At 47.9% G+C, this 13,996-nt stretch carries 11 protein-coding genes; 4 read left to right on the top strand and 7 right to left on the bottom strand.

Annotation, left to right across the window (positions count from 1 at the left end):
* Positions 1-107: 107 nt before the first annotated feature.
* Positions 108-1,076, bottom strand: a complete 969-nt coding sequence (locus ACMYR3_RS15895; protein ID WP_424192992.1) for a LysR family transcriptional regulator — start codon at positions 1,074-1,076, stop codon at positions 108-110.
* Between the two features lie 178 nt (positions 1,077-1,254).
* Positions 1,255-3,111 (bottom strand): phosphoenolpyruvate carboxykinase (GTP), encoded by a 1,857-nt coding sequence (locus ACMYR3_RS15890; protein ID WP_424192990.1) that lies wholly within the window; start codon positions 3,109-3,111, stop codon positions 1,255-1,257.
* Between the two features lie 279 nt (positions 3,112-3,390).
* On the opposite strand from ACMYR3_RS15890, the gene ACMYR3_RS15885 reads away from it, so the two are divergent.
* On the top strand, positions 3,391-4,389 hold the full coding sequence (locus tag ACMYR3_RS15885; protein WP_424192988.1) for a D-2-hydroxyacid dehydrogenase family protein: 999 nt from the start codon (positions 3,391-3,393) through the stop codon (positions 4,387-4,389).
* Here the strand turns inward: ACMYR3_RS15885 and ACMYR3_RS15880 are convergent.
* Both ACMYR3_RS15880 and ACMYR3_RS15875 read right to left on the bottom strand, forming a co-directional pair.
* Positions 4,386-5,897: a hypothetical protein gene (locus tag ACMYR3_RS15880; RefSeq protein ID WP_424192986.1), complete on the bottom strand. Its 1,512-nt coding sequence runs from the start codon at positions 5,895-5,897 to the stop codon at positions 4,386-4,388. The genes ACMYR3_RS15885 and ACMYR3_RS15880 overlap by 4 nt on opposite strands.
* Positions 5,898-6,191: 294 nt before the next feature.
* Positions 6,192-8,036, bottom strand: coding sequence for an ABC transporter ATP-binding protein (locus ACMYR3_RS15875; protein ID WP_424192984.1), 1,845 nt, complete (start codon positions 8,034-8,036; stop codon positions 6,192-6,194).
* 210 nt (positions 8,037-8,246) lie between these two features.
* Here ACMYR3_RS15875 and ACMYR3_RS15870 point away from each other — a divergent pair, with 210 nt between their 5' ends.
* The gene (locus ACMYR3_RS15870) at positions 8,247-8,627 is read left to right on the top strand and encodes a metal-sensitive transcriptional regulator (RefSeq protein WP_424192982.1); all 381 of its coding nucleotides are present in this window, start codon (positions 8,247-8,249) and stop codon (positions 8,625-8,627) included.
* A gap of 151 nt (positions 8,628-8,778) precedes the next feature.
* Positions 8,779-9,414, top strand: a complete 636-nt coding sequence (locus ACMYR3_RS15865; protein ID WP_424192980.1) for an MOSC domain-containing protein — start codon at positions 8,779-8,781, stop codon at positions 9,412-9,414.
* 15 nt (positions 9,415-9,429) lie between these two features.
* On the opposite strand, the gene ACMYR3_RS15860 is transcribed toward ACMYR3_RS15865, so the two are convergent.
* The 3 genes from ACMYR3_RS15860 to ACMYR3_RS15850 form a co-directional block, all read right to left on the bottom strand.
* The gene (locus ACMYR3_RS15860) at positions 9,430-11,355 is read right to left on the bottom strand and encodes an alpha/beta fold hydrolase (RefSeq protein WP_424192978.1); all 1,926 of its coding nucleotides are present in this window, start codon (positions 11,353-11,355) and stop codon (positions 9,430-9,432) included.
* Between the two features lie 301 nt (positions 11,356-11,656).
* Complete coding sequence (locus tag ACMYR3_RS15855; RefSeq protein ID WP_424192976.1) at positions 11,657-12,550, bottom strand: patatin-like phospholipase family protein; 894 nt, start codon at positions 12,548-12,550, stop codon at positions 11,657-11,659.
* A gap of 455 nt (positions 12,551-13,005) precedes the next feature.
* The gene (locus ACMYR3_RS15850) at positions 13,006-13,161 is read right to left on the bottom strand and encodes a hypothetical protein (RefSeq protein WP_424192974.1); all 156 of its coding nucleotides are present in this window, start codon (positions 13,159-13,161) and stop codon (positions 13,006-13,008) included.
* Between the two features lie 237 nt (positions 13,162-13,398).
* Between ACMYR3_RS15850 and ACMYR3_RS15845 the strand changes: the two genes are divergently transcribed.
* A complete protein-coding gene (locus ACMYR3_RS15845; RefSeq protein ID WP_424192972.1) occupies positions 13,399-13,992 on the top strand; it encodes an AAA family ATPase in 594 nt (197 codons plus the stop codon).
* Positions 13,993-13,996 lie beyond the last annotated feature (4 nt).

Genomic DNA, 13,996 nt, shown 5'->3' with positions numbered 1-13,996 from the left:
CCTGAAAATGAACAGAGTGATGGGGTTGGATTGAAGGAGTATAGATAAAAACTGGTCTGATAGGTAAGTATTTGTTGATCTTGTAAAATTACTGGCGCGTAGTATATTTAATCGATGGATGCTTTATTCGCATTCTGAACAAGCTTCATGGTTGAGGCCGCAAAATGGAGTTGTTCCCGTAAAAAAATATGTGATGGTCGTTGTGTGTCGCGCTCGTGCCAGACCATATCAACCACTACTTCTGGTAACTCAAAAGGAAACGGTTTGGCGATCAATCCCACCATGGCTTCTGGGCGATTTACCATATAGCCAGGTGCCAATGTTAATAAATTGGTTTTGGCAGCAATGCGTGCGGCAGTATTAAATTGGTTAACACTGAGCATGACGCGGCGTGAGCGGCCTAAATTATTGAGTGCTTCGTCAACAAAACCGCGACCACCACCAGAAAAGTTGATCAATACATGTTCAGCTGCACAATAGTCGTCCAACGTCAGGGTTTGATTGGCTAAGGGGTGATCGGTACGCATCAGACAGACATAACTATCTGAATAAAGACGACTGTGACCAATGGATAATGCTTGCGGATTGCCAGCTACGCGTGCTCCAGTAAGTTGTGGGAAAAACCCAATCGCAGCATCGACTTCGCCTTGGGCCAGCAAAGCTTGAGGGTCCCGAGTCAACAGCGGTTGCACACGAATATTCACTTTCCAATGATGTGATTCAATTTGCTGAGCCAGTGTGGGCAGCAAGGTTGCTGCAGTAATGTCGGCCATCGCCAGCCGAAAACTGTTGGATACTTCTTCAGGTTGGAATACTTCGGGGGCCAGGGTTTGCTGCAACTTGGAGAGCGCATCACGCACCGAGGGCCACATTTGTATGGCGCGCAAGGTGGGTCGTACTCCGTGCGCGGTTCGAATGAAGAGATCTTCACCAATTGCTTCTCTAAGACGTCGCAAGGCATTGCTTGCGGCGGGTTGCGTCATCGCCAGCCGGTCTGCTGCACGTGTCAGGCTAAGCTCGGACATGACCACATCAAAAACCCGCAACAAATTGAGATCCAGTGTTTGAAAATTCATGATGATCCAGTTGCCGATGAGTTTTGTTATACCTGCTTAAATTTTTCTATGGCCTGATTTTAGCGATTTGTGAGGAAATTAGTTAAAAGTAAGGAATTTCTAGGGATATGGGCAAACTAGGTGAAAAAGCAAAAAAAAAGCGTCCCGAAGGACGCTTTTGGAGCGCTGGCAAAAAAGCTTAAGCAGCCAAGCGTTTTTCCAGAGCCAGCTTAGTTTCTGCCAATTCGACTGGCAAATGATAGGCGAGCTTTTCAAACAACTCGGCATGCAGGCCAACTTCGCGCTGCCATGCCGCATAGTCAATGGAAGTGATTTTTTCGTAGTCTGATTTAGAGAAATCCGAACCAGTCCATGTCAGGTCTTCATATTTTGGTGTCGTACCAAAAATATGTTCAACACCTTGAGCCTGGCCATCAACGCGATCCAGCATCCATTTCAAAACACGCATGTTTTCGCCAAAACCTGGCCAAACAAATTTACCGGTTTCATCAGTGCGGAACCAGTTAACACAGAAGATGCCAGGCAATTTGGCGCCACTGGCAGCAATGTTTTTACCCAAGCTCAACCAGTGAGCAAAATAATCACTCATGTTGTAGCCACAGAAAGGTAACATGGCAAATGGGTCACGACGAACCACACCTTGTTGACCAGCAGCAGCAGCAGTGGTTTCTGAGCCCATGGTCGCCGCCATGTAGACACCTTCGACCCAGTTACGCGCTTCAGTAATCAGCGGTACGGTTGTGGAGCGACGGCCACCAAAGATGAATGCATCAATCGGTACGCCAGCGGGATTATCCCAGTCGGGATCAATCACAGGATTATTAGTGGCGCCAACAGTAAAGCGGGCATTGGGATGGGCTGCTTTAGCACCTGTCGTAGCGGCAATTTCTGGTGTCCAGTCTTTACCTTGCCAGTCGATCAAGTGAGCTGGGGCTTCCTTGGTCATGCCTTCCCACCATACGTCACCATCGTCAGTCAGTGCCACGTTAGTGAAGATAACGCCGTCATTCAATGAGGCCATGCAGTTAGGGTTGGTTTTGACATTGGTACCGGGTGCCACGCCGAAGTAACCTGCTTCGGGGTTGATGGCGTACAGGCGGCCATCTTTACCGGGTTTGATCCAGGCAATGTCATCACCAATGGTGGTCACTTTCCAGCCTTCAAAACCTTTTGGCGGAATCAGCATGGCAAAATTGGTTTTACCGCAAGCAGATGGGAATGCCGCTGCCACATAGCGTTTTACGCCCTGGGGGTTTTCTACACCCAAAATCAGCATGTGTTCTGCGAGCCAGCCTTGATCACGGCCCATTGTGGAAGCGATACGCAAGGCAAAACATTTTTTGCCCAACAGAGCGTTCCCGCCGTAACCAGAACCATACGACCAGATTTCACGGGTTTCAGGGTAATGCACGATGTACTTGGTTTTGTTGCAAGGCCAAGCAACGTCTTGTTCACCCGGTGCCAGCGGTTTGCCAACAGTATGGACGCAGGGTACATAATCACCATGCTCGCCCAGCACATCATAAACGGCCTTGCCCATGCGGGTCATTAAACGCATATTGACGGCAACATAAGGAGAGTCGGACAGTTCAATGCCAATCTGCGCAATATGTGATCCCAATGGGCCCATTGAGAAAGGTACAACATACAGAGTGCGGCCACGCATACAGCCATCAAACAGACCGTTGAGTGTCGTGCGCATTTCTGCCGGCTTCATCCAGTTGTTGGTTGGGCCAGCGTCTTCCTCTTTTTCGGAGCAAATATAGGTGCGATCCTCAACACGAGCAACATCGCTGGGATCCGATAAGGCCAGAAAGCTGTTGCCACGTTTGGCGGGATTCAGTTTTTTCAAAGTACCAGTTGCAACCATAGTGGCGCAGAGCTGGTCGTACTCTTCTTGGCTACCATTACACCAGTAAATGCTGTCAGGTTTGGTTAAGGCAGCAATTTCGCTAATCCAGTTGATTAGCTTAATGTGCTTGACATAGGCAGGGGCCGATACGCTGGATACCCCTTTCATATAGGGTTGATTCATTGCGAGTTCTCCAAAACAAATAAAAAAATCTTCATATTCTTGCTGTTATCGTTGATCCCATAGCCTTTGGACATGGCCTTTTTATTGGAATTTGTAAGAGTATGTATCAATAGCCGCGAGATTGCCGTGAACTTTTTATCTTGGCAGGGCTCGCTGAAAGGGTAGTAATTTTACTACTACTTCGAGAATTGACCTATTTGTGTCATTAAAGGTTGGTTAGGATACGCTCTAATCTTTAGCTTACCTATGCACGGCGCACAAAAAACGGATTGAGAAGTTATGAAAATTGCCTTGCTTGATGATTATCAGGATGTTGCACGAAAACTGGATTGCTTTCATTTACTCAATGGGCACGAAGTCAAAGTATTCAATAACACGGTCAAAGGTCTTGGCCAATTGACGGCACGTTTATCCCAGATGGAGGGATTGGTGCTGATTCATGAAAGAACCCAGATCACCAGACAGTTGCTGGATAAGTTACCTCAATTGAAATTTATTAGTCAAACAGGGCCGGTTAGTCGCCAAATTGATCTGGACGCCTGTACCCAAAAAGGCGTGGTAGTGATGGGTGGCGTGAATGATCCCATTCCTGCGGCAGAGCTGACCTGGGCACTTATTATGGCGGCGCAAAGGCGTCTCCCTCAATATATCGCCAGTCTAAAATTTGGTGTTTGGCAGCAAAGTGGCCTAAAGAGTAGTGACTTACCCAGTAATTTTGGTTTGGGGAGGCGGCTGCATGGTTTAACTTTGGGAGTCTGGGGTTTTGGTCAGGTTGGTCAATTGGTTGCCGCCTATGGCAAAGCTTTTGGTATGCGTGTCGTCATTTGGGGGAGCGCTGCTTCCATGAAGTTAGCACAAGAAATGGGCTATGAGATGGCTGAATCGCGTGCTGCTTTTTTTGCTGAGGCCGATGTTTTAACCTTGCATCTTCGTTTAAATGAAGATACTGAAAGTCTGATAGATAGGGACGATTTGGGGCAAATGAAAACAACTGCCTTGCTGGTCAATACAGCCCGAGCCGAGTTGATTGAACAAGATGCCTTGGAGCGAGCATTAATGGCCGGTCGACCCGGCATGGCCGCAGTGGATGTCTTTCAGCTTGAGCCCATATTGCAGGGACACGCATTACTACGTATGGAGAACGTTATTTGCACGCCGCATATTGGTTTTGTCGAGCTACAGAATTATGAGGCCATGTTCGCGGCGGCCTTTAAAAATATTGAGACCTGGATTCAGGGTAAGCCTCGAAATGTGCTTAACCCTGAAGTGCTCAATTAATTAGTTCGGCGGCTCACAAGGCTGAAAGCATTGTTGGTAGCTGCATTGTTATCTTTTACCCAGGCAGTAACCGCTTTTCCCGCAGCGCCAGCAGCGATCACTGCAGCGCTGCTGTCGGCGGTAGCTGGATTAGGATCGGCATCCAGATAGTTGGACGTATTGTCCCAGGCGCTTACATACGTATTGACAACAATGCGGCTATTGCTCTGATTGCTGTTCGGGGAGTTAATCTGATTCCAGATGGCATAGGCGGTATTCCCGGCGTCTACGGCCAACTGAGGAAGTGTTGCTGCCCCATTTGTTGAGCCCGAAATAATCGTATTACTTCCCCAGCTGCCACTAAATACGTTAGCGTAAATTTTGCTGGCTCCATCGGTGCCCACAATTGATTGCTGCCAAACAGCGAATACTTTGCCATTAGGGCTCGTTGCAATCTGTGGATACAGCGCAGGCGCTCCTGTATCTGTCGAAAGAACTGCGGCAGTTCCCCAGCCAGCAGCGTAGCGTTGATAATAAATTCTGATAGGGCCTGCATCATTTTCCTGCTGCCAGATGGCAATCGCATTACCTGATGAGTCGAGCGTCACTTGTGGATTATTGGCATCGTTAGCCAAGTTGTCCAGACGAGTTACGCCAAGCCAATTGATGCCATTCTCAGAACGATTGGCAACAATGTTGCTGTTATTGCCATCAGATTGTGCCCAGATTGCAATAACACGACCTGTTAGGCCAACCGAGATTTGTGCCTCCATGACATCGCCCGCGGCATTATCGATGATTTGTATATTGCCCCAAATGCTGCCGTTGAAATAGGCATAACCCACATCATTGGTGCTATTACCCGTACTGTCATCCTGAGTCCAGATTGCGTAGGCAGTCCCATCTCCCTTGACGGCCAATCTTGGTAAGTGAATGGATTGATTGGCATGGGTATTTTGGGTTGCAATCTGTTGCGCGGTTGCCCAGGTTCCGGTTGCTGCACTTAGTCGAGCAGACCAGAGATTATTTCTACTGTCATTAACTGGGTCATAAACGGTCACTTGCTCCCAAACAGCGATGGCATTGCCACTATTGTCGATACCCACTTGTGGGAAGTGCGCATTATTGGCACCAGTTTCCAATAAAACTGGTGAGCCCCAACTTACGCCATCAAAACGGGATGCATAAATATTACTGACAGTGCCGTTTAATTGCTCCCAGACCAGCACAGCAATACCTGAGGAATTAGTCGCGATCTGCGGGTTGCTGATGGCCAGGGAGTCACTGCTTAAAGACGCTATTTGTGTTGCGGTAGCCCATTCATTGGAGGGGGCGGGCGTTGGCCCGGAACTACTACCCGAACTGCTGCCAGAACTCGAAGATCCACTACTTGAGCTACCGCCTGAGCTTGATGTAGCGACCGGACCGCCACCACCGCCACAGGCCGAAAGTATTAAAGCAGAAATACCGATCATGACAGACAAGACAATGCTGCGGGCAAAAGACAAATCCGTATAATTTTTAATCATTGTGTTCAACATTCTTGGGTGATGAGATATTACTTAATGCGTTCATTATCTGGCGCTGTAAATTCAAGCGACAAAAGCGCGGTAATTTAGCCACTTTACCTTCTCAAATACTCTCCTGATATTGATAGCCGTCAAAATCAGCGGTAGCAGTCGACCGAATTAAGCAAAAAGTCATGTTATTCGTTGCCGCAATAAAACATTGCAATATATATGCCCTGAATGGCATCTTGGCATTGTCGAGGTAAATAATCTACCTTTATTGTGAAAAATGCCGCAATGAGTCAGTGGTGCTCATTATTTAGCTTGCTGTGCGTGCTCAAGCAAAAGTTTGAAACGTGGTTCCAGACTGGCTACCTCGGCAACAGTTCCTGATGCCTTGACACGTCCTTTTTCCATAAATACCACAATGTCGAATCGAGACAGTAAATGCAGTCGGTGAATCGAAGAAATGATACAGGTATTGGGAAAAGCATTGAACAGATTTTCATAGACTTGGGCTTCGGTACCTGGATCAAGGCTGGCGGTTGGTTCATCCAACAGTAATAAAGAGCTGCCTTGAGCAGCAATTAAACCCCTGGCGATGGCAATTCTCTGCTTTTGCCCACCTGAGAAATCAAGACCACGCTCAGAAATGGCGGTTTCCAGTCCTTGTGGCAAGTTTTCCATCAAGGAAGTCATGCTGGCAATCTGGATGGCGCGATTAACAATGCTGTTCTCAACCGACATCCCAAAGGTGAGGTTCTGATGCAAAGTACCTTCAAAAATCTCCGCATCTTGTGGGATCAGTGTAGCAATACTGCTCAGATCTTTCAGTTCGGGTTGGATTACCTCATCAATTAACCATTGTCCAGAGCACGCCTGATAAAGGCCCGCCAAGACACGCAGGAGCGTACTTTTACCAGAACCACTTTCACCAACCAGTGCGATCTTTTTACCTCGTGATAAACAAAGCTGCTTGACTTGCAAGGCCAGTTGATCCGATTGCGTATCATGCCGACTTTTGGCGTGTGCATATTCAATATCAGCTAAGGTAATACGTTGCCATTGGGGGGCGACTGTTATGGTCGGCGTGGGTAACGGATCTGCGGCGGCAATTGGTTCGATACTCTCAAAATCTGCAATGTGGGTAGCAATGGCCTGATAGTGACTGGCCAGCGCAGTCACGACACCACCAGCTTGTTGTGTATATTGATAAACCATAAATACATTACCCAGCATGATGGTCGCACCCAGTGCGGCATGGCTACCATCCAACGTGTTGGCTGATTGCTGTGCCAGCCAGGCGTATAGCACGATGAGTACACACCAAAGGGCACTGCTCATTAAATCAACCGCGCACCATTTGCTCTCGTTATAGACAATGCTGCGCTTGATCGGGATAAAGGTATTGGCCAAGCGACTGGCTAACAAAATCCGCGAGGCTTGTTGTAAACGTAAGGCAATGATGGTCATCACATTACCGAGCAGATCAACCAGGATGGCGTTGTAGCGACGTTGTGCATGATTTTCCTGGACGGCGAGTTTGAGCATGATGCCGTCAAAGTACATGATGACAACTGCAATCAAGCCGTATCCAAGAAGTGCTGCCATACCCGTCATATGGGAAAGCAGAAAAAGCGCCACAATGGGGCCAATTAGGTTGATCGCATTTTGCAAATAGATGAATTGGCTTTGCGCAAAGTTGAATAAGGCACTGCTCGATTGCGAAACCCGATGAATGGTTTCTCCCGAGTGATTGGCTTCATGCCATCCTAAAGGCAAACTGGCCAGTTTGGCATACAGGGTATCCGAGAGTCGCTCACGGACATGCAAGGCGACATTGCGTTCCATGATTCGGCCCGGCCCATGCAGTGCCCAACTGGCTACAGAAGCTAGAAAAATCAATAGCATATTCCATGCAGCCTGGGTCAAGTGCGTGATTCCACCAGTCTGAATCGCATTGATTGCTTGGGCTGCTAAATAAGGTATGGCCAGTTTGGTGAGCTGTGATGCGGTGAGTAATAAAGCAGCAATCGCGACTTGCCAGCGCTGCCCCTGAGCAAAGTGCCAAAGTGCCTGATACAAACCATTCAAGCCGGGGGCAAAAGTCAGATTGGCAGACAACGAAGTGGTTGTGGCAGGAGTATTAGACGCAGACACTTGAATTTCCTTTTTCAAAAGGCGGTAGTGATAAACATCTTCTATTATCAATGATCGCTGTGCCTCACAGCACAAGTGTGCATAATTTCATGATTGGCGAGGATTTTCGACACAATTACAACAAGGTCAGATTGAGGAGGGTTGCTATTTCATACTGCCTAGGTGTATTCTGTAAACACTTTACTAAAAAACAGGTGGAAAGGGTTCCTAATGTCTGATACTCCTAACAGCCCGACTTCTAGCGCGGCCAGCACCGAAGCAAAAGCGGCCACGCCTGCAAAAACTCTGAGTGCGCCGCCACCGGCTGGTATGCCGGCCTTCTCGGACGAGCAAAAACACGCCATCGTTGTACGTCTGAAACGTATTGAAGGTCAATTGCGCGGCATCCAGAAAATGGTTCACGAAAGTACCACGCCCGATGATTCGGCACGTATTGCCCAGCAAATGTCTGCATCACGTAGCGCATTGGACAAGGCTTTTTTCTTGATGCTGGCAGATACACTGTATACCCAGTCACAAAAGTCGACCAATCTGACTGATGCAACTGAGCGTGCCAAATCGGTGGGTGAGATACTGACCAAATTCTGTTGAGATTATTCAACCTTGACCAAAAACCCGAAGCTGGCTTCGGGTTTTTTTTCGTCCAGTCAAAGTCATCTACTTAAATCATGTTGATTCATTGATCGCGAGCTTCTGTTGATGGGACTGGATAAAATACCCGCGATAGTATGAGGAGTTGAAAATGCGATTGCTGGCAATATGTCGTGGCAAGGTGGCCGCCTTGCAGGTGGATGAAGATCAATCGGTAATGAGTGGGATTCACAAGCAAGTTGTTTCCTCTCTGGAAGAACCAACACCAATCTGTGTGCTGCCGTTGGGGATTGAGGGCGACGAACAGGCCGATCTGACGGTGCACGGTGGTTTGGATAAGGCAGTATATGCTTATCCGCAAGAACATTATGTGTTTTGGAGTAACTTGCGTACCCAGGCGCTCAAACCTGTGGTGGAGCCTGTTGCAGGTCTTGTCCCTTACGCCGATTTGCCGCCCTTACCACCGGGCAGTCTTGGGGAAAACCTGCTGGTTACAGGGTTGAATGAGAGAAATCTATGGATTGGCGATATTTTACGAATTGGCGAAATGAGTTTTATCGTGTCGGGTGCCAGGCATCCTTGCTACAAATTTAACGCCAAGATGGGCTTTAATCATGCCGTCAAAATGATGGTGCAATCGGGTTATTGCGGCTTTTATTTACAGGTCATGCAGCCAGGAAAAATCAAAGCAGGTGATGAAATTACGCTAGAACCGGGTGAGCGCTATGTGACGGTTCGTGAACAGTTTGCTTTGCGCTACCGCTCGCGACTTCACGATCTGCGCTAAGCAATCGCTGAACGCTTAACCATTCGGCGTGGAGTTGAACAGGCTGGGTTGAAATTTACCCGTTTCGCTTAAGCGGGGTTCCTGAAGAAAGTCCATCGCTGTATTGCGAGAAGTTTCCGTTGTGGCTTCGGTCTTCAAATCCGAAGCACGTAAATGTTGATTCTTGGGTAGTACTAATGGCACAAAATGAGAATGACCAAAGTGACGCCCCATCCAGCTCGATATCTGGTTAATCAGTTTGCGGCGTGAGGCAGATAACATGGTGGTGTGATCGGAGTCACGATTTAACAGCACTTCAATATTGGTAAATGATCTCAGTGCCGGAAACATCTGAGTAAACTGATTGACGTGATTGAAAATGGCTTCGGCGCCTTTGGTGTAGATGAAGAGCGCATTCATGCCGCGCTCAGCCAGCTTGACCATTTCCTGTTCTAGCAGTTGTTTTTCAGGAAAGGCAAAAAATTCGCCAAGTGCCGCCTCTTCAATCAGGCCGCGCTTGGCACGGCGCTGTGCCCAGAATTGGGGAGATAGCGCTTTTTTCAAATAATCCTGTGCTTGCGAAGCAAGATAGCGTGGTTGCAGACAGCGCTGCATGATAATTCGTGCAATTGATGTGGGGGTACGATAAGCATAAGTGTCAATGGCCAACAAACCTACTACACGAGTATCCCGTACGGCCACATCATGAGCCAAACCAGCACCATTGCATAGACCTTGCAAAACAAACTGGGTACTACCGTAGCAACTGGTTAGGTAATCCATTGCTTCAGTCACATCAAGAATGGCGGGATTTTCCGCTGAACTCATACGTTCACGACGTGCTTCGCTATCACCAATACCTGATACATCCAGTCGTAACACCCTGAATCCTTGACGCGCCAAGGAGCGAGCTAATGCGACACTGGTGCGATAAGCGCCGATTCGATATAACAGACCAGGATTGAGCAAGATGACATCAGGACAATCACGTAAAGCACTTTTAACCGGTGGCAATGTGATGATACCCACCAAGCGCTGACTTTGCCCAAAGCGCAATACTTCTTCACGCGGTTGATCGTCAGGTGTTACGACCTCTGGGAGTGATACGGTGTTGTCGTTGAGCGCTTCTGGTTGTGGCGTGGCCGCACCAATCAGTTTGTTGACGATGGTGGCTGGCAAGGCGTGTGTTTGTAGGGCATAGGCATGACGCGCAGGATTTGTCCAATCGCCATCGTCTTCAATGACGGTCAGTGTGGGGGCGGTAGGCTGCTGATTCATCAGCGTTAGCAAAGTACTTAATTCGGTATCATGAGTACTGCTAAAGCATTGAATATGACCCTGCAATTTATGGGTGGCATTGGCGCATAGTTGTTGTAGTTCCAGTGCTTCAATTGCTTGCACCATGTGTGGCGAGATCGGCAGTCCGACCAGCTCGCGAACCCGCGCTTCTGGTGGAATGTGCACGCCTTGGGCCTGTAATTGCGATAACAGATCGTCATTGAGAGATTGCATCTGGCGCAGATAGCTGCGGCCATGAATTGGTGGATCCCACAAAATCAACTGATCAAAAGTAATTTGATTGATACTGTTCAGCCCAACAGCCCGAGCAGCAAGCAAGGCACCCAGTCGTAATCCGACTAAAGAGATGGGTAGGTCACCGCTGGCTTGCTTAAGCACTTGTGCAGCAAGTAGTACATCATCAGGCCACAACACAGGATCAGCTTCACCGCTGGCACCCGATGAGTCACCCGTAGCATGATAGTCAAAACGCAGTACATGAAAACCAGCGCGACTTAAGTTGATGGCCATGCGGCGTAACGCCGAATAACTGCGAATCAGTTCAATTCCCCAGGGTGGGCAAAGCAGAACTGCACCCAGGACGGGCATGGAAGCCGCCGGTGGATGATGCCAGCCGATCAATCTGGAGTCAGGTTTGCCGCCCGCAAACCATATTGTTTTCATGAAAACCGTAGTCCGTTTCTATAAATTTGTTATCGACAAAAGAGTAGCAAATTAATTGGCAAGAGGATGGCAAAAAATCGACAGATCGTCGATGACTTATTAGACTAAAGCTATCTTAATCTATTGGAATTAAAAATAAACAGAAGCGTGAAGGAATGTTCGCCAGATTAATGCGCAAATGATCTGGGATTTAAAATGCTGGCAGTATCGCAATATTTTAATTGTTTCAGTGCGTATTTATTGCCTCTGAAAAATTACTACTCCCAGTATATTGATAGGGATGAATGACAGACTCAATGCATCATGCTTTGGCGGGTGTTGTTGATGCTTGCGTGTAGTTGGCTTGCAGGGATTGAATTGTCTGTAAAAAATGCTGGGCATCCTTTTGACCGAGTTGATAGGCCAGGCGCAGCGCTTCCGGTTGTGTGTAATCCCAGGCTCCAACCGGAATGTTGGCGCTGGGTTGCGCATAAATTCGACCGTCCACCACAAATTGCTCGGGCAAAGTAGGAAATCGATCAGTTAGCAAGACGAGTGTTAGCCCGGCATTTTCACCTGTGCGCACCAAATTGATTGGAATGTTGTCATAAAGGCTGCCATCAAGCGCGGGTTGCCCCTTGCGATATTCCACACCCATTTGTGGTGGCATGCTGGCTGAGGCCATGAGGAGGGAAACTAAATCATCGACAGTATCGCAATCTTGCACACGTCCGGCTTCAGGAGTGAAGCCCAGTTTTTTGACATAGGTTGGATGCAGTGGGTTAAACAGGTTTTTTTCAAGATAATGAGCACCCAATCCCAGCACCAGGCCACGCCAGAGGCCCATGCCTTGTGGCAAGCGCGTATATTGAATACGGATTTCAGGGGCAATATTCTTTAGACGTAAAAATTGCTGGCCACCCAAAGTCTCACGTAATGCCTGTTGATAGATGGCTTTGTGAGGAAAGACGGGTTCTTGAGTAGAAAGCAGATTGCCAGGATAGCAATTACGTGGGTTGCCTTTGAGCACAAAATTGAAATAATCCAGCGCCCATTGGGAGTGATTGGCGTAGAGCATGCAAGCCATTGCGGCACCGGTTGAGACACCGGCAATAACCTGTGGGCGTACATCCAGCGCCGGCCGGATCACGTCCCAGAATCCCGCTTGCCACCAGCAGCGGTTTCCGCCCCCTGAAAAAACTACCTGTTCAAACATGTTCCCGATTTCTAATAATTGTGCAAACCATTGGTACGCGCAAACCTGTTTCTGCCTAATCATCAGGCAGAAATTCATAGTACGCAGCTATCTATTAATGCAAGTCAATAAGCTATGGCAGGATTCATGCCCGCTCTGCATTCTAAATGGAGTGCGCTCTTGATTACATTGCTGCACAAAATTAATTTTTTTGAAAATCTGGCGTAACTATTGGATTTAATGGAAAAAATGATGTGAATAAAGGCAGCAATGGAAAATGCCATACAAATGAAACATAGGTAAAAATGGCCAGTGAATTGAGCGGCGGGCCGATCGAATAGAAACTGTTTGTAATAAATATCGACAGCGGGTATGGCGGTGGAGTTGTCGTTGCCGGAGCCGAGCAAGGCATGGCGTCGTGCCAGGAGTGGTATTCAGGCTTGATCCTGTTGAATACCAGTCAAGCTGGAATTGATTTAATGCTTATATTGAAATGTGCTTTGCTGAATCAATACCGAAGGGGATTTGACTTCAGTTTTATGTGATGTTGATTTTTCGTGCGGGGTGCAGAGCGATGAAATCACGGCGAGTATGATGGCAAAACCAAATTTGGCAAGCGTTGCATCTGGCATTGTGTCTCCTAATGCGATTTTAATGCGTTGTAATATAGCGTTGTGCCAAGGCGAGTGGCAAGCTGGGTAGTCCAGTCAAATTATCGTTCCATCGTAGCCATTAAATGGTGACTACGCAAGTAATAATAACTATTTGCATTTTTAGCATGATGATCTTTTAGTATGTTGCGTTGCGTTATTTTTTTAGTCATCCAGCTGATATAAAGACGGCTATCGAAAAATTAAATATCAATTTTCATGGCACAAGCAATCAATCCAAGCCTTACCTTCTTTTGTGGACATGCCGGATCGGGTAAAACAACTCTGGCGCAGCGCATCATCCAGTCATTTCTGGCCGAATGTAAAGCAAGCTATTGTCTGCTCGACAAGGACACGCTCTACGGTAAATATAGTGCCGCAGTCATGCAATTGCTGACTGGTAATCCAGATGATCGGGACAGCCCACTCTATCTGCAGCATCTGCGTGAACCCGAATATCAAAGTTTGCTTGATGTCGCACGTGAACAGCTGGCGCTGGGTATCCATGTTTTTGTGGTGGGGCCGTTATCACGGGAAATCATGGCGCATCAATTGATTGATCGCAACTGGCTGCGGGTGCCTGACAATGTGGTGATTCGGATTGTCTGGGTGCATGTTGATGAAGCTATCGCCAGGCAACGCATCATGGCCAGAGGTGACGTCCGTGATGCCTATAAACTGGCGCATTGGGATCACTATCGGGTACGGCGCGTCTTGCCCAGCCCGGAAGATTTTCCCGAGCTGATCTTTTTTGATAATACCGCGCCCGATGAACGAGACTACACGCGTTTGCTACAAGCTTTGCAGACTTGAGCGA

Origin of the sequence: Ampullimonas aquatilis (genome assembly GCF_049675895.1) — a bacterium.
Classification (GTDB): domain Bacteria; phylum Pseudomonadota; class Gammaproteobacteria; order Burkholderiales; family Burkholderiaceae_D; genus Ampullimonas; species Ampullimonas aquatilis.
The sequence above is the reverse complement of the archived record's forward strand: the minus strand, read 5'-3'. Positions and strand labels throughout refer to the sequence as shown.